Origin of the sequence: Amycolatopsis sp. cmx-11-32 (assembly GCF_047608695.1) — a bacterium.
In the GTDB taxonomy this organism is placed as follows: Bacteria; Actinomycetota; Actinomycetes; order Mycobacteriales; family Pseudonocardiaceae; genus Amycolatopsis.
The window spans coordinates 211543-226136 of sequence record NZ_JADNQN010000009.1 but is presented as its reverse complement, the minus strand read 5'-3'; the positions used below and the strand labels follow the sequence as shown (position 1 = coordinate 226136).

The window sequence follows — 14594 nt, the reverse complement described above, 5'->3', positions numbered from 1 at the left end:
ATGTGGCGAAAGAATCCTCGCCCCGTCCCGTAAGGCATCCACGTCATGCTTCAAGATCTGCAAGCCCAGTTCCTCGGTAGCACCATCGGCGGACTGGTCGCCGGAAGCATCTACGCCCTCATCGCCCTCGGCTACACAATGGTCTACGGCGTGCTCCGGCTCATCAACTTCGCACATTCCGAGATTTTCATGATCGGGACGGTCACGTCCCTGTTCGTCCTGATCACCATCGCGGGCGGCACCGCCCCGATCACGCTCGGCGTGTTCGGGATGATCGCCGTGCTGCTGCTGATCATCATCGCTTCGGCCGCCGTATCCGGCGGTGCGGCGGTCGTGCTGGAGCAAGTCGCCTACCGGCCGCTCCGCAAGAAGGGCGCGACCCGCCTGGCCGCCCTGATCTCCGCCATCGGCGCCTCGCTGTTCCTGCAGGAACTGTTCGGCCTCGAGATCATCGAGTGGATCACCGGGAAATCCGGTCGGGTGCAACAGAACGCGCCGCGGTTCATCCCGCACGAGGAGCTGTTCCACATCGGCAACGGGGTCGTGCGCACGGACCACGTGTTCGTCGTCGTCGGCGCCGTGATCATGATGGTCGTCCTCGACCAGCTGGTCAGCCGCACCCGCCTCGGTCGCGGTATCCGTGCCACGGCACAGGATCCCGAAGCCGCCGTGCTGATGGGTGTCAGCATCGACAAGATCGTCCGGCTCACCTTCCTGCTCGGTGGCGCGATGGCGGGCGTCGCCGCGGCGTTGTACGTCATGGAGTACGAGAACACCGATTACCGCATCGGCTTCCTTCTCGGCATCAAGGCGTTCACCGCGGCCGTGCTCGGCGGCATCGGCAACCTGCGCGGTGCCCTACTCGGCGGCCTCGTACTCGGTCTGGTGGAGAACTGGAGTTCGATCTTCTTCGGTTCACAATGGAAGGACGTCACCGCCTTCGTGGTACTGGTGCTGGTCCTGATGTTCCGGCCCACCGGCATCCTCGGTGAATCGCTGCAGCGGGCACGCGCATGAAGGGCGACGAAGAAGTGTCTACAGAAAACGGAAAGCCCGCGCGCGCCGGGTTTCACCCCGTCGACGGTCTGCGGGACTGGTGGGCTCGCGCTCCGCATTGGCAGCGTTATGGCGTTTACCTCGCCCTGATCATCGGCGCGCTGATCCTGCCCGCACCGGCGATCGGCTCCATCATGTCGCCGGACTCGGACTGGACGACCGTCCTGATCTTCCCGGTCGGGATCTACATCCTGCTGGCGATCGGCCTGAACATCGTGGTCGGCCACGCGGGCATGCTGGACCTCGGGTTCGTCGCGTTCTTCGCGATCGGCGCCTACACCCTCGCCGTGATGGGCACCAAATACGGCTGGAGCTTCTGGGGATGCCTCGTACTCGGCATCTTCCTCGCGGCGATGTCGGGCGTGATCCTCGGTGCGCCGACACTCCGGCTCCGAGGTGACTACCTGGCGATCGTGACGCTCGGTTTCGGTGAGATCGTCCGGATCACGGCGGTCAACACCGACAGCATCGGCGGCTCCCGCGGTATCACCAACGTCCCGCACCCGGAGCCGATGTTCGGTGCCGAGTTCCTGCTCGACCCGGCGCCGTACTACTACCTGGTCCTGGCAGCGATCGTGGTCGCGATCGTCTTCTCGGTGCGGCTGCACCGGAGCCGGGTCGGGCGGGCGTGGGCGGCCATCCGCGAGGACGAGGACGCCGCCGAACTGATGGGCGTCCCGACGTTCAAGTTCAAGCTGCTGGCGTTCGCCATCGGCGCCATGCTTGGCGGCATGGCCGGTGCGGTCTACGCCAGCAAGGCCGTCTTCATCGAGCCGAACAACTTCCCGTTCATCCTGTCGGCGACCATCCTCGCGGCGGTCGTGCTCGGTGGCGCGGGGAACCTGCCCGGCGTGGTCCTCGGTGCCTTCCTGGTCGCCTGGCTCCCGGAGCGGTTCCGGTTCCTATCCGAGTACCGCATCCTGATCTTCGGTTTCGTGCTCGTGCTGATGATGGCGCTGCGGCCGGAGGGTCTGCTGCCGTCGCGGCAGCGCAAGGCGGAACTACATGAAGGAACGGGCGGGATGGGTGCCATGGGCGCCGAAGTCGCGGGTCCGGATTCCGAGGCTTCGGCGGAGGTGACGAAATGAGCGCGCTGCTCGAATTCGACAACGTGACGATGCGCTTCGGCGGTGTCACGGCACTGAAGGAAGTCAACCTCACCATCAACCAGGGTGAGATCTTCGCCCTGATCGGGCCGAACGGCGCGGGCAAGACCACCGTGTTCAACGTGGTCACCGGCGTCTACCAGCCGTCCGAAGGCCACGTGCGCTTCAACGGCGCCAGGGTCGACGGGATGAAGCGGTTCAAGATCAACCAGACCGGAATCGCCCGCACGTTCCAGAACATCCGGCTGTTCCACAACATGTCGGCGCTCGAGAACGTGATGGTCGGTGCCGACTCGCACCACAAGACCGGCGCGATCTCGGCGACGCTGGGCCTGCCCGTGCACCGCAGGGAAGAGAAGCGGGGACGCGAGCTGGCTCGGGAACTGCTCGACTTCGTCGGCATCGGGCGCGTGGAGCACAACACCGCGAAGAACCTCTCCTACGGCGACCAGCGCCGTCTGGAGATCGCGCGTGCGCTCGCGACCGACCCGAAGCTGCTGCTGCTCGACGAGCCCGCCGCCGGCATGAACCCGGCGGAGAAGAACTCGCTGCAGCAGCTGATTCGCAAGATCCGTGACGACGGCCGGACCGTGCTGCTCATCGAGCACGACATGAGCCTGGTCATGCACATCAGCGACCGGCTCGCCGTGCTCGACTTCGGCCAGAAGATCGCAGAAGGGCTTCCCCACGAGGTGCAGAACAACCAAAAGGTGATCGAGGCTTACCTGGGGGTGGCGGAAGATGCTTCTTGAGGTTCAGGACATCAACGTCCACTACGGGAAGATCGCCGCGCTCAAGGGAATGACCATCGAGGTCGGCGAGGGCGAGATCGTGTCGCTCATCGGGGCCAACGGCGCGGGCAAGACCACGACGCTGAAGACGATCTCGGGCCTGCGTCCGCTGACCAGCGGCCGGATCCTCTTCGACGGCAAGGACATCTCGAAGACCCCCGGCCACAAGCGGGTCGAACTCGGGATCGGCCAGTCACCGGAAGGCCGGGGCGTGTTCCCCGGGATGACGGTGCAGGAAAACCTCCTCATGGGTGCCTACACCCGCAAGGACGACCTGAAGGCCGACCTCGACGAGGTCTACGAGCTGTTCCCGCGGCTGAACGAGCGCAAGACCCAGTTCGGCGGCACGATGTCCGGTGGCGAGCAGCAGATGATCGCCATCGGCCGCGCGCTGATGACTAAGCCCAAGGTACTGCTGCTCGACGAGCCGTCCATGGGTCTGGCGCCGATGCTGATCGCGCAGATCTTCGACATCATCCGCGAGATCAACAAGCGCGGGACCACGGTCCTGCTGGTGGAGCAGAACGCGCAGCAGGCGCTGAAGCTCTCCGACCGCGCGTACGTGCTGGAGACCGGTGTAGTGGTCAAAAGCGCTCGTGGCACCGAGCTGCTGGACGACCCGAAGGTGCGGGCCGCCTACCTCGGTGGCGACCTCGGCGTCTGACGCCTTGCAGGGGCCTCGCCGCTTTCCGCGGCGGGGCCCTTTGTCATGCCAGCTTGATGTCGGTGCCGGTGAGGTTCTTCATGTCGGTCAGCGTCGGACCGCCGAAAGCCCGCAGTACCAAGGGTTTCGCCTCCTTGGGGAGGTCGAAGTAGAGGTCGAACTCGACCCGCACACCGCGTCCGAGTTCGAACTTGTCGGGCTGCCGTTTGATCGTCATGGCCTGGTTGTCGACCGCGATCACGGCGCCGGACTCGGTGACGAGTTGCTGTCGCCGGGTGTCGAAGAGGATTCCGGACACGCCTTTTCCGGTCACCACCAGCCGAAGGCGGACGAATTGTCCTTTCGCCTCGAATTCGGTGTGGCTGCCCGTGAGGCTGGGAAGTCCGGCGGCCAAGCCGAGGAGCGAGAACTCGGTCTCCCCGTTGAGCGCCGGTGGCAGGTGCAGGGCGGTCTCGTCCGGGCGGACCTCCCGCGCGGGCAGGTCGTAGACGGGTTTGGCGGGCGGCTGCGTCGGTTCCCCGCCGGAGCAACCGGAGAGCAGGACGGCGACCGCGAGACCCCGAACGATTCCGATGCGCACCCGTCGATTCTGCCTGGTCCGGGGCTACTGTGCGGCTTTGAAGTTCGATAACCGTCCGTGAAGGCCTCCTTGAGGGACCCAGAGTCCCTCAATGAGGCCTTCACGGACCACTAGGTCAGCCAGCTTGCCGGGCCGGCGCCGCGGCCGGATCGGCGTGGGCGGCGACCGGGGAAAGTCCGAGAAGGACTACTGCGGCCAAACAACTCAGCGATTGCGCAACTCTGCTCACTCAAGACACCTTTCGCGCAGAATAAGCAATATGGTCTCGGTATAGCGCACTGTTCGCGCAAAGTCATCCGCCGAAACGGTGCTGCCGGCTTTCGTCGGGTCCCTTCGTGCCGACAGCGACGAAAGGGGCTCCCGCCGGCTGCGAAACCGACAAGAACCCCTTACCTCACAAAGAAAGTCAGACGGCCTGAACCTCGACCCCCGCGGCTTCGAAAGCACGCAGCGTCTTCGGGTCGGCGTTGGAATCAGTGACGAGGGCGTGCACCTGCGGCGTCGCGCAGATCCTCGCGAACGCGCGACGGCCCAGCTTCGAGCCGTCGGCGACCGCGACGACGCGTTCCGCCCGCTCGACCATCAGCCGGTTGATGCTCGCTTCACCCTCGTGGTGCGCGAAAGCGCCTGCCTCGGCGTCGAAGGCGTCGACACCGAGGAACAGCAGGTCGATGGTCAATTCGCTGAGCACGCGCGTGGCCAGCGGGCCGCTCAGTTCGAACGACTGCGGGCGCGCGACCCCGCCGGTGACCACGATCTTCACATGTGGCCGCACGGCGAGTTCGTGCGCGATGTTCAGCGCGTTGGTGACCACCGTCAGCCCCGGCGAATCACGCAGGCCCGCCAGATCCGACCGGGTGGCCAGCGATCGCGCGACCCCGGCCGTCGTCGTCCCGCCGTTGAGGCCGACCACCATGCCCTGCGCCACCAGCGAGGCGGCGGCGACGCTGATCCGCTGCTTCTCGGGCACGTGCCGCGCGGTCTTGTACCGCAGCGGCAGGTCGTAGGCGAGGTCGTTGGCCACCGCGCCGCCACGGGTACGGGTGAGCAACTGCTGTTCCGCGAGGTGGTCGAGGTCGCGCCGGATCGTGGCCGCGGAGACGTTCAACTCCTCGGCCACGTCTTCGACGTCGATCTTTTCCCGCTGCCCCAGCAGGTCCAGCAGGGTGCTCAGCCGTTCGTGCCGGGCCATCCGCGCCACTCCTAGCTCGCTGCGGCCTATCACGCATGACGTTGCGCTGTTGGCCACTGTTTCGAGCAGTATGCTGCATCACGGCTGTCCGCCGCGTGCGGCACGCCGGTCAAGTGGCCCGGCCGTCACTTCATTCGGAAGTCGTACTGTGCCGGCAGCGGTTCGTCCGAAACCGCCGCCCAAGTGTCCGAAAGAGACGTTTCCCCTTCCCTGATGTTCGCGACCTCGAAACCGGTGTCGTACACGGCCTTGGCCCCGGCGATGTCCCCTCGCGCCAGGCGGGTGCGGGCCGTCAGTAAGGCGATCCGCCCCTCCAGGGGAAGGCCGTCCAGCAACTCGGCCGCTTCTCCCGCGCGCCCGGCGGCGAGTTGCGCCGCGATCGCCTCGACCAGGAGAGGACGCAGTGACGGCGCGAGGGCGACCGCTCGCCGGTACAGCCACGCGGCCTCGGGTCCCGCCGTGGCGACCGCGAGATTCCGCAGCGCCCAAGGGTTCTCGGCCGCCGAGACGGACTCGCGCCAGGCACGGACCGCGTCCGAGTGCCGTCCGGCCGCCCAGCGCGCGACGCCGCGGTGATACCAGGTCAGCCAGTTCTTCGGGGCGTACTCCATCAGATCGGCCCAGTACCGGTTCACCAGCGTCGGCGGGGGCACCGCGAGCGGATCCCCGTCCGGCGGCGTTCCGTCGAGCAACGCGAGCCACGGCGCCTGGTCCGGGCCGAGCGAAGCGTCCGGGAACGGCGTGCCGGGCAGGCACATCGGCGCCCGCCGGTTCTCCAGCGCTCCCCAGCCGGAACCGGTGGCCAGGAGGGATTCCGGGGTGACGTCGGCGATCTTCCGCCAGGCGTCGTGGTACTCGTCCAGCACCTCCGCCGTCGGCAGCCCGGCGGAGACGGCCTCGCGAGCCGCCGTCCAGTCGTCCCCGTGCACCGCCGCCGGATCAGCGGCGACCGGACCGTAGGCCTCCAGCCAGTCCCAGCTCTCCCCCGGCGGCAGCCGCAGGTGCTCCAACTGGGTCCGGGCCAGGCCCGCCTGGATCTCCAGGTAGCCGCCCGCACCGGGAGCCAGCCACTCCTGCCAGCGACGCCCACCGTCGGATTCGCCCCACAGGAACAGCTTCCGTCCACGCAACCGATCGGTGGACAGCTGGGCCAGGCCCGTCCCGTCGCTTTCGACGGCCGCGACCCAGGGTCTCCCGGTCACCTCGAAGAAGTAGTCCGCCGCGGCTTCGGCGCGGGCCGGGTAGGTCAACTCACCGGGGACGTCGACGAGATCGAGCCGTCCCGAATAGCCGTAATGCCACGCTTGCGTCGCGGGAGCCAGCACCCGGGTGCCCTCGTTTTGCGGCACCGCGATGTTCGACCACCAGTACACTGGGACGTCGTAGGGATGCGGGTTCCGGAGCCGTACCGCCACGAGCAGATGGTCGGACTCGGCGGGCAGCCAGAAGTCGAGCTGATACGGCAGATCGCGGGTGCGTTCCCATTCCCACAGCCGTAGCACCGGTGTGCCGTCCGGGCCGTCGATCTCCGCGGCGAACATCGGCTCGCAGGTCAGCGTGGTGTGCCCGGTGCTCCCGAGGTTCCATTCGACACCGCCGGCGAACCAGGCGTCCCGCAGGGCGAGGTTCGCGGGCTGGAACACGGGATTGCGGTAGAGCAGTTCGCGTCCGGACGGCTTGTGGACCAGCGAATACAACCGCCCGCCCAGCGACGGCAGCACGGTGGCGCGAAGCCGGTCGTTCTCCAGCACAAGGGCCGGAAGCTCGCGTTCGGTGCGCTCGCGGGTGTAGCCGTCGCGCAGCGGACAGGGCAGCGTGGTGTCCAGGCGGCCGTACCCGACGCCCTCCGCCAGGTCCGGTGGCAGCTCGTCCACCTTGGCCACCTTGGCCACCGCCTCGGGTTTCCGAAGCGGGGGCAACGGGTTCTCCGGCCCCAGCTCGGCGGAGGGGAGCACCAGCCCGGTGCGGTACAGGCGGGTCATGCGTCGGGGAGCCGGTCACCGGTGGTGGCGTCGAACAGGTGCACCGAGCCCGGTCGCGGGGCCAGCGAGATCGGCTCGCCGCGCTGCCACGGGGCCATGCCCGGAGTGCGCACCGTCAGCACGCGGTCGCCGTCCCGGCAGTAGAGGTACTGGTCGCTGCCCAGTTCCTCGACGACCTCGACGACGGCCTCGTAGCCACCGTCCCCGATCGTCCAGCCCTCGGGACGGACCCCGACGACGACGCCGGGGCCGGTCAGGGCGGATCGCTGTGCCGGGGTCAGCGGGAGCCGGGTCCCGCCGACGAGCGCGCCGTCGGTGTCCACAGTGGTCTCCAGCAGGTTCATCGCAGGCGAGCCGATGAACCCGGCGACGAACACGTTGACCGGCCGCGCGAACAGCCCGACCGGCGTGTCGCACTGCTGCAGGATCCCGTCCTTCAGTACGGCGACCCGGTCGCCCATGGTCATCGCCTCGACCTGGTCGTGTGTGACGTACAGCGTCGTGATGCCCAGCCGCCGCTGCAGGGACGCGATCTGGGTCCGGGTCTGCACCCGGAGTTTGGCGTCCAGATTGGACAGTGGTTCGTCCATCAAGAAGACACTCGGTTCCCGTACGATCGCCCGGCCCATCGCGACACGCTGCCGCTGACCGCCGGACAGCTTCGCGGGCTTGCGGTCCAGGTACTCGGTCAGGTCGAGCACGGCCGCGGCCTCGCGCACCTTGTGTTCGCGTTCGGCCTTGGCCATCTTGGCGAGCTTCAGGTGGAAGCCGATGTTCTCCCCCACCGTCATATGCGGGTAGAGCGCGTAGTTCTGGAACACCATCGCGATGTCCCGGTCCTTCGGCGGCAGTTCGGTGACGTCGCGGTCGCCGATGTGGATGGAGCCGTCGTCGACGCCTTCCAGCCCGGCGAGCATCCGCAGCGTGGTCGACTTGCCGCAGCCGGACGGGCCGACCAGGACGAGGAACTCGCCGTCGGTGACCTCGAGGTCGAGGCCGTCGACGGCCGGGCGGTCCACCCCGGCGTAGAACCGCGTGGTGTCGGAGAAGGTCACGGTGGCCATCAGGTCCTACTTTCCGGCGCCGAGGGTCAGGCCGGTGATGATCCGGCGGGCGAGCACGAGGTAGAGCACGAGCATCGGGAGCACGACGATCGCCACCCCGGCGATCAGGCCGCCGTACTCCGACTGGTAGCTCGCGGCTCCGTAGAAGGTGAAGAGCGCGCGGGAGAGCGTGAAATGGGCCTGGTCCTTGAGGAACACGATCGCCAACAGCGTCTCGTTCCACAGGCCGATGGCGTTCAGCGTCAGCGCGGTGATCATGCCGCCGCGCGTCAGCGGCAGCATGACCGAGAAGAACGTCCGCGTCGGCGACGCGCCGTCGAGTGCGGCCGCCTCCTCCAGTTCGTCCGGCAGCGACCGGAAGAAGCCGGTCATCAGGAACACCGTGAACGGGATCGACAGGGCCACGTACAGCACGAACAGGCCGTACTCGTTGTCGAGGTGGATCTTGCTCAGCACCACGAACAGCGGGATGATCACGGTCTGGAACGGCACGCCCATCCCGATCGCGACCGCGTTGGTCATGGGCCCGGAGCCGCGGACGCCCAGCCTGGTCAGGGCGTACGCGCAGGGCGCCGAGACGGCGACCGTCACGACCGTCGCGAGCCCGACCAGTACCACGGTGGTCAGCACGGCGTCGCCGAAACCGGCGTTGTTCCAGGCGTAGCTGAAGTTCCGGAACGGCTTGCCGTTGTGGAACCATTGGTACGGCAAGGCGAACGGCTTCGTGAAGATCTCCACCGGCGTCTTGAACGAGGCGGTGAGCAGCCAGTACAGCACCAGGATGTTGCCGGCGGTGAACAGCCACACGATGGTGGAACCCAGGACACGCAACGGGCTGAACCGTCGCGAGCCGGGCGCCGGGCGCGGTTTGCGCGGCGGCTTGCGCACCGGTTTCGCCGGTGGGCGCGCGGGCGCCTCGACGTCGGTGACGGACATGTCGTCTCCCTCAGAACTGGATCGCGTCACGGCGCATCAAACGGCGGAGCAGGACGACGAGCACGGACACCAGCGCGATCATCGCCACCGCGCAGGCACAGGCGGCGCCGAAGTCCGGGGTGCCGTTCGAGCCGAAGGTCCGGTCGAACACGTAGATCCCCAGCGTCCACGCCTCGTTGGGCGGGGCGTAGGTGCCCGGTCCTGCCAGCACGAACACCAGCTCGAAGATCTTGAGCGCGTTGATCGTCCACAGCACCCCGGCGACGCCGACGACGTCCCAGGTCATCGGCAGCGTGATGTTCCTGAACTTCTGCCACGGCGACGCACCGCCCAGTTCCGCGTCCTCGTAGAGATACGGCGGGATCCGGTCGACCGCGGCCATCAGGATGGTGATGTAGAAACCCGAACTCGCCCAGATCAGCGACGCCGTCACCACACCGGTCACATTGGACGGTGCGAGGAACTTCGCCGCGTCCGCGCCGAGGCTCTCCATCACGTAGTTCGCCAGGCCCTGTTTCCCCGGCTGGTACTTGAAGACGAAGCCGAGGAACATCCCGAGTGCCACGGGCGCCACGATGTTGGGGAAGAACAGGATGGCGCGGACGGTCTTCCCGCCCTTCATGTCCCGCAGCACCATGGTGAACAGGAACGCCAGGGCGAACGTGCCGATCCCGCCGAGGAACACGTAGATCAGCGTGTTGCCGAAGGCGTACTGGAACGAGTCGCTCGCCACCATCTGTGTGTAGTTGGTGACACCGTTGGGTTTCGGTGTGTCCCCCGCCCCGGCCCAGCTGGTGAAGCTCAGCACCACGGTCGCGATCGTCGGCAGCACCAGGAAAACCAGGTACAGCGCCAGCGCGGGTGCGGCGAACGGCCAGAACAGCCGTTTCTTGCGGCCCAGGTGAGCCCCGGCTTTCAACGCCCGTGCCTTCGTCGTGACCGTGGCCATCAGCCCTGGTTCTTCCAGAACTCAGCGCCCTTGACGGCGAGCTGGTCCACGAACTGCTCCGGGGTGAGCTTCCCCTTCAGCAGCGCGATGTCGGCGGGGTCGAAGACGTCGGTCTGCCATTTGCCACCGGCGACGCCGTCGATCCCGTCGTACTGCAGGACGTGCTCCTTCTTCGGGTCGTCCATCGCGGCCTTGACCTGCTTGAGGTCGTCCGGCACGGCGAGGTCGGCGCGCGGCACGAGGTTGTCGGCCACCGCGGGGATCCCGGAAAGCAGGTCCTTGTTGAGGAAGTAGGCGATGAACGCCTTGGCGCCTTCGGCGTGCTTGGCCTTCTTGGTCACCGAGAAGCCGATCGACATCTGCTCGACGGTGTCGTGCGTCGCGCCATCGGGCATCGGGAACTGGAAGGAGCTGTAGTTGATCTTCGTCCCGGCGCCCTGCTTGTCCAGGTACTCACGGGTCTCGCTCGGCGCCCAGCTGCCGACATAGAGGAAGCGGGAGTCACCGTCGGCCCAGCGCTGCTGCACCTGCGGGAACTTCGCCGCGTCCCAGCCGTCGATGAAGTACTTGGGCAGCTTCGCGGTTTCGGTGGCGGCCTTGAGGAAACCGGGCTCGGTCTTCCACGCCTGGCCGGTCTTGTCGGTCGCCGCCTTGTACAGCCCGCCCGCGCCGACGTACCGCTCGGCCAGCTGGGTGTAGAAGTACATGTTGTAGAACGGGATGTCGCCGTCGAGGCTGATCGCGGCCTTGCCGTCGGCCTTGGCCTTGTCGAACAGGCCGATCATCTCGTCCATAGTCTTCGGCTGCTGGATGTCACCGGCGGTGTCCTTGTTGAACCACCAGGCGCTCGACTGGATCGTGTACGGGACCATGAAGTTGTGGCCCTCGCGGTCCTTGTTCTGCAGGAAGTCGTACGAGCTGGGCGCAAGCACGTCCTTGACGGTCTTGTCGCCCTCGCCGACCTTCATCGCGAACACGTCGTCGACGCTCTGCGTGCCGCCCGGCGTCATGATCGCCGCGCCGACCTTGCTGACGTCCTGGTCGAACAGGTCCGGCACCGCGTCGGTGTTCAGCGCGGGCACCAGGTTCTGCGTGTAGGCCTTGCGGCCCAGCCACTGCACGTCGACCTTGACGCCGGTCTTCTCCGTGAAGCACTTGAAGGCCTTTTGCAGGACCTTGCCCTGCGGCTCGTCGGCCGTCCACATGGACCAGTACGTGAACTCCTTGTCCGTCGCGGGTTTCACCGCCGCCTCCGGACAGGGCGCGTTGAGGAACTGGTCGACGCCGGGGAGCGCGTTCTCGCCCGTGCCACCGGCCGTGTCCCCGCCGCCGCATCCCGCGAGCAGGAGCGCCGCCCCTGCCGTCAATGCCGTGAGCTTGCCTACCCGCATCCGCCACCACCTGGATCGAAGATCACACCAGTTCTGCTTGTTATTGCGCAGTTTTGTGAGGTTTCACGCACCTGTCAACAGTCAATCGCGCAAAGTCTGCTCAATCGTCATCTTTTCCGGTTCGGCTATGCCCAGCTTGAGTACTCCCAACAGCCGACGCACCTCGACGGCGACCGCGGCGCGCCCGGCCCCGAGATACTTCCGCGGGTCGACGCGCTCCGGATGCGCACGCCAGTCCTCCGTCGCGGCCGCGGTGAACACCTTGTTGAGCTGGGTGGCGATATTGATCTTCGTCATCCCGGCCCGGACCGCCTCGGCCAGCCCGTCGTCGGGCACGCCCGACGAGCCGTGCAGCACCAGCGGCACCGGCACGCGTTCCCGCAGCCTGGTGATCAGCTCGAAGTCCAGCGCGGCGTCACGGGTGAGCATGGCGTGCGAACTGCCGACCGCCACCGCCAGCGCGTCGACCCCCGTGGCCGCGACGAACTCCGCCGCCTCGTCCGGATCGGTGCGCGCGCCGGGGGCGTGGACGCCGTCCTTTCCCCCGACCTCACCGAGTTCCGCCTCGACCCACACTCCGTGGTCGTGGCAGTACGCGGCGATCTTCTTGGTGGCACGCACATTGTCGGCGTAGTCCAGTTTGGACGCGTCGAACATGACCGAGCCGAAACCGAATGCGACCGCCTCGCGGACCAGGTCCGGCGACTCGGCATGGTCGAGATGCACCGCGACCGGAGCGGCGGCGCCCCTGGCCGCGGCGAGCGCCGCCGTGCCGACGGGAGCCAGTGAGCCGTGGTACTTCACGGCGTTCTGGCTCAGCTGCACGATCACCGGCGCGTCCGCCGCGGCCGCGCCGTCGACGATGGCGGTGATGTGCTCCAGCTGGATCGCGTTGAACGCGCCGCAGCCGTGCCGGGCCGCCGCGGCGGCTCCGACGATCTCCCCGGTTCCCACCAGAGGCATGACGGTTCTCCTAGGATGTGTCTGATGGGCCTGGGCGGGCGCGTACGGCGACCAGCCCCTGTTCGGCTTCGTAGTGCGCGAGGTCGACGTCCCCGGCGAGCGGGCCGAGCACGGCCGCCCCGGACAACGCGACGGCCCTGCGCAGGATGTCCGGCCATGACTCACCCCGGCTCAATCCCAGCGCCAGCGCCGCGACGGCGGCGTCACCCGCACCGGTGCTGTTGCCGCGCAACACTGTGGACGGTGCCGCGTGCCAGGTGCCGGACCCGGTCACCGCCAGCAGCCCCTCGGAGCCGAGCGAGACGACGACCGCTTCCGCCCCGGCCCTCCGGAGTTCGGCCGCGGCGGACACCGGATCGCGCAGACCGGTGACCTCGCGGAGTTCGTCGGCGTTCGGTTTGACGACCGACGGCCGCCCGGCCAGTCCGGCGAGCAGCGCTTCGCCAGAAGTGTCCAAAATGGACGGTGTCCCGTCGAACAGCCCGGCGTATCCCCCGGCACCCGGTGGGAGACTGCCCGAGCAGACGAGCACGTCCGGCTTTCGGGCCCGGACGGCCGCCGCAAACGTTTGCCATTCGTCGTCGGTCAGCCGCGGTCCGGGTTCGTTCAGCAGGGTGATCGAGCCGTCGCCCGCCAAAACCGTGGTGGTACGCCGGGTCTCCCCGCCGATCGGGACGCTGTCGACGGGGATCTTCGCCGCCGCGAGTTCGCCCTCGACGGCGGCTCCCGTCGCACCACCGGCGGTGAAGACCGCGCGGACCTCGGCACCGAGCACGTGCAGCACACGGGCGACGTTGACGCCTTTGCCACCGGCCCGATACCGCACTTCTTTCACCCGGTGCACGTCACCGGGCCGGAGACCGTCCACTGTGTACGTGACGTCCAACGCGGTGTTCGGCGTGACGGTGACGATCACGGTGGCCTCAAGCTCTCAGGTCAGGACGACGGAACGGGTGAGGCTTCGGGGGTTGTCCGGGTCGAGCCCCTTGCGGGCGGCGATGGCACCGGCCACCCGCTGCGCGCGAACCAGGTCCGCGAGCGGGTCCAGGCCACTTTCGACGAACAGGCCACCCGCGCGGGCGACGTCGTCGGCCAGTCCGTCCGGTGCCTGCCCGAACATCCAGGTGACGCGCCCGGGCTCGCTGATGCTGATCGGGCCGTGCCGGTAGTCCCAAGCCGGGTACGACTCCGTCCACAGCAGACAGGCCTCGCGGAACTTGAGCGCGGCCTCGTTCGCGATGCCCACCGACCAGCCGGTGCCGAGGAAAGTGAACTGTTCCGCGGCGACCAGTTCGCCGGGCAGCGGCTCGGCGAGTACGCGTTCGGCCTGATCGGCGGCCACGCTCAGGCCTTCGCCGAGGTGCGCGCGCAGCATCGCCAGCGCCGTGGTGGCGAAGCGCGTCTGCACGACCGAGCGTTCGTCCACAACGGACAGATCGACGATGGTGTCCGCGGCTGCCTCGATCTCACCGGGCACGCCGGTGATCGCGATGGTCGGCGTCTTCCCCCGTAGTTTCGCCAGCAGGGCGTGCACCTCGGTCGTCGTACCCGACCGGGTCAGCGCCACGACGTGGTCGTACTCGCGGGCAGGCGGGAACTCCGACGCCGCGAAAGCGTCGGTCTCGCCGAGCCCGGCGGATTCGCGAAGGACGGCGTACGCCTGGCCGATGAACCACGACGTGCCACAGCCGACGATCGCGACGCGCGCGCCCGGCGGCGGCAGCAGATCACTGTTCGCCGAGGCCAGCGCCGCCGCGTCCCGCCAGCAGCCGGGCTGACTCGCGATCTCCGCCGTCATGAAGGTCCCGCTCATGAACTCCCCATCCGTGCCAGTTGTGCACAATAGCTGTCACGTTAGGTGCAATTTTGTGCAACGTCAATGCTCCGAGAGTGCAGTTTCACGCATTTGACCCGCTCGGA

The 14594-nt window shown here is 67.7% G+C and carries 14 protein-coding genes; 4 read left to right on the top strand and 10 right to left on the bottom strand.

Annotated elements, in window-relative coordinates; translation table 11 throughout:
* Window positions 1-45 precede the first annotated feature (45 nt).
* From ACM6LR_RS26440 to ACM6LR_RS26425, 4 genes are read left to right on the top strand one after another with little or no spacing between them, the layout of a single operon-like run.
* Window positions 46-1017 carry a branched-chain amino acid ABC transporter permease gene (locus ACM6LR_RS26440; protein ID WP_414944719.1) on the top strand — a complete coding sequence of 324 codons (972 nt, stop codon included), beginning with the start codon at window positions 46-48 and terminating at the stop codon, window positions 1015-1017.
* Window positions 1014-2144 carry a branched-chain amino acid ABC transporter permease gene (locus ACM6LR_RS26435; protein ID WP_414938491.1) on the top strand — a complete coding sequence of 377 codons (1131 nt, stop codon included), beginning with the start codon at window positions 1014-1016 and terminating at the stop codon, window positions 2142-2144. Before ACM6LR_RS26440 ends, ACM6LR_RS26435 begins: the two co-directional genes overlap by 4 nt.
* Window positions 2141-2914 carry an ABC transporter ATP-binding protein gene (locus ACM6LR_RS26430; RefSeq protein WP_414938490.1) on the top strand — a complete coding sequence of 258 codons (774 nt, stop codon included), beginning with the start codon at window positions 2141-2143 and terminating at the stop codon, window positions 2912-2914. The genes ACM6LR_RS26435 and ACM6LR_RS26430 overlap by 4 nt, the downstream gene beginning before the upstream one ends.
* Window positions 2904-3617: an ABC transporter ATP-binding protein gene (locus ACM6LR_RS26425; RefSeq protein ID WP_414938489.1), complete on the top strand. Its 714-nt coding sequence runs from the start codon at window positions 2904-2906 to the stop codon at window positions 3615-3617. The genes ACM6LR_RS26430 and ACM6LR_RS26425 overlap by 11 nt, the downstream gene beginning before the upstream one ends.
* Before the next feature lie 43 nt (window positions 3618-3660).
* Here ACM6LR_RS26425 and ACM6LR_RS26420 read toward each other — a convergent pair whose 3' ends face one another.
* The 10 genes from ACM6LR_RS26420 to ACM6LR_RS26375 all read right to left on the bottom strand — a co-directional run bounded on the left by ACM6LR_RS26420 (window position 3661) and on the right by ACM6LR_RS26375 (window position 14487).
* Window positions 3661-4197, bottom strand: coding sequence for a hypothetical protein (locus ACM6LR_RS26420; RefSeq protein WP_414938488.1), 537 nt, complete (start codon window positions 4195-4197; stop codon window positions 3661-3663).
* A gap of 406 nt (window positions 4198-4603) precedes the next feature.
* Window positions 4604-5389 (bottom strand): DeoR/GlpR family DNA-binding transcription regulator, encoded by a 786-nt coding sequence (locus ACM6LR_RS26415; RefSeq protein WP_414938487.1) that lies wholly within the window; start codon window positions 5387-5389, stop codon window positions 4604-4606.
* Window positions 5390-5514: 125 nt separating this feature from the next.
* Window positions 5515-7371 carry a DUF5107 domain-containing protein gene (locus tag ACM6LR_RS26410; protein ID WP_414944718.1) on the bottom strand — a complete coding sequence of 619 codons (1857 nt, stop codon included), beginning with the start codon at window positions 7369-7371 and terminating at the stop codon, window positions 5515-5517.
* Window positions 7368-8435, bottom strand: coding sequence for an ABC transporter ATP-binding protein (locus ACM6LR_RS26405; protein ID WP_414944717.1), 1068 nt, complete (start codon window positions 8433-8435; stop codon window positions 7368-7370). The genes ACM6LR_RS26410 and ACM6LR_RS26405 overlap by 4 nt, the downstream gene beginning before the upstream one ends.
* 6 nt (window positions 8436-8441) lie before the next feature.
* Complete coding sequence (locus ACM6LR_RS26400) at window positions 8442-9371, bottom strand: carbohydrate ABC transporter permease (RefSeq protein ID WP_414944716.1); 930 nt, start codon at window positions 9369-9371, stop codon at window positions 8442-8444.
* 10 nt (window positions 9372-9381) lie between these two features.
* The gene (locus ACM6LR_RS26395; protein ID WP_414938483.1) at window positions 9382-10320 is read right to left on the bottom strand and encodes a carbohydrate ABC transporter permease; all 939 of its coding nucleotides are present in this window, start codon (window positions 10318-10320) and stop codon (window positions 9382-9384) included.
* The gene (locus tag ACM6LR_RS26390; RefSeq protein ID WP_414944715.1) at window positions 10320-11711 is read right to left on the bottom strand and encodes an ABC transporter substrate-binding protein; all 1392 of its coding nucleotides are present in this window, start codon (window positions 11709-11711) and stop codon (window positions 10320-10322) included. Before ACM6LR_RS26390 ends, ACM6LR_RS26395 begins: the two co-directional genes overlap by 1 nt.
* Before the next feature lie 81 nt (window positions 11712-11792).
* Window positions 11793-12674 carry a class II fructose-bisphosphate aldolase gene (locus ACM6LR_RS26385; RefSeq protein ID WP_414938481.1) on the bottom strand — a complete coding sequence of 294 codons (882 nt, stop codon included), beginning with the start codon at window positions 12672-12674 and terminating at the stop codon, window positions 11793-11795.
* Window positions 12675-12684: 10 nt separating this feature from the next.
* On the bottom strand, window positions 12685-13590 hold the full coding sequence (locus ACM6LR_RS26380; protein ID WP_414944714.1) for a 1-phosphofructokinase family hexose kinase: 906 nt from the start codon (window positions 13588-13590) through the stop codon (window positions 12685-12687).
* Window positions 13591-13605: 15 nt separating this feature from the next.
* On the bottom strand, window positions 13606-14487 hold the full coding sequence (locus tag ACM6LR_RS26375) for an SIS domain-containing protein (protein ID WP_414938479.1): 882 nt from the start codon (window positions 14485-14487) through the stop codon (window positions 13606-13608).
* Window positions 14488-14594 lie beyond the last annotated feature (107 nt).

What these genes read in the sequence shown, in the direction of transcription:
- ACM6LR_RS26440 (WP_414944719.1), top strand. Translation starts at nt 46, where the DNA reads ATGCTTCAAGATCTGCAAGCCCAGTTCCTCGGTAGCACCATCGGCGGA.
- ACM6LR_RS26435 (WP_414938491.1), top strand. Translation starts at nt 1,014, where the DNA reads ATGAAGGGCGACGAAGAAGTGTCTACAGAAAACGGAAAGCCCGCGCGC.
- ACM6LR_RS26430 (WP_414938490.1), top strand. Translation starts at nt 2,141, where the DNA reads ATGAGCGCGCTGCTCGAATTCGACAACGTGACGATGCGCTTCGGCGGT.
- ACM6LR_RS26425 (WP_414938489.1), top strand. Translation starts at nt 2,904, where the DNA reads ATGCTTCTTGAGGTTCAGGACATCAACGTCCACTACGGGAAGATCGCC.
- ACM6LR_RS26415 (WP_414938487.1), bottom strand. Translation starts at nt 5,389, where the DNA reads ATGGCCCGGCACGAACGGCTGAGCACCCTGCTGGACCTGCTGGGGCAG.
- ACM6LR_RS26410 (WP_414944718.1), bottom strand. Translation starts at nt 7,371, where the DNA reads ATGACCCGCCTGTACCGCACCGGGCTGGTGCTCCCCTCCGCCGAGCTG.
- ACM6LR_RS26405 (WP_414944717.1), bottom strand. Translation starts at nt 8,435, where the DNA reads ATGGCCACCGTGACCTTCTCCGACACCACGCGGTTCTACGCCGGGGTG.
- ACM6LR_RS26400 (WP_414944716.1), bottom strand. Translation starts at nt 9,371, where the DNA reads ATGTCCGTCACCGACGTCGAGGCGCCCGCGCGCCCACCGGCGAAACCG.
- ACM6LR_RS26395 (WP_414938483.1), bottom strand. Translation starts at nt 10,320, where the DNA reads ATGGCCACGGTCACGACGAAGGCACGGGCGTTGAAAGCCGGGGCTCAC.
- ACM6LR_RS26390 (WP_414944715.1), bottom strand. Translation starts at nt 11,711, where the DNA reads ATGCGGGTAGGCAAGCTCACGGCATTGACGGCAGGGGCGGCGCTCCTG.
- ACM6LR_RS26385 (WP_414938481.1), bottom strand. Translation starts at nt 12,674, where the DNA reads ATGCCTCTGGTGGGAACCGGGGAGATCGTCGGAGCCGCCGCGGCGGCC.
- ACM6LR_RS26375 (WP_414938479.1), bottom strand. Translation starts at nt 14,487, where the DNA reads ATGAGCGGGACCTTCATGACGGCGGAGATCGCGAGTCAGCCCGGCTGC.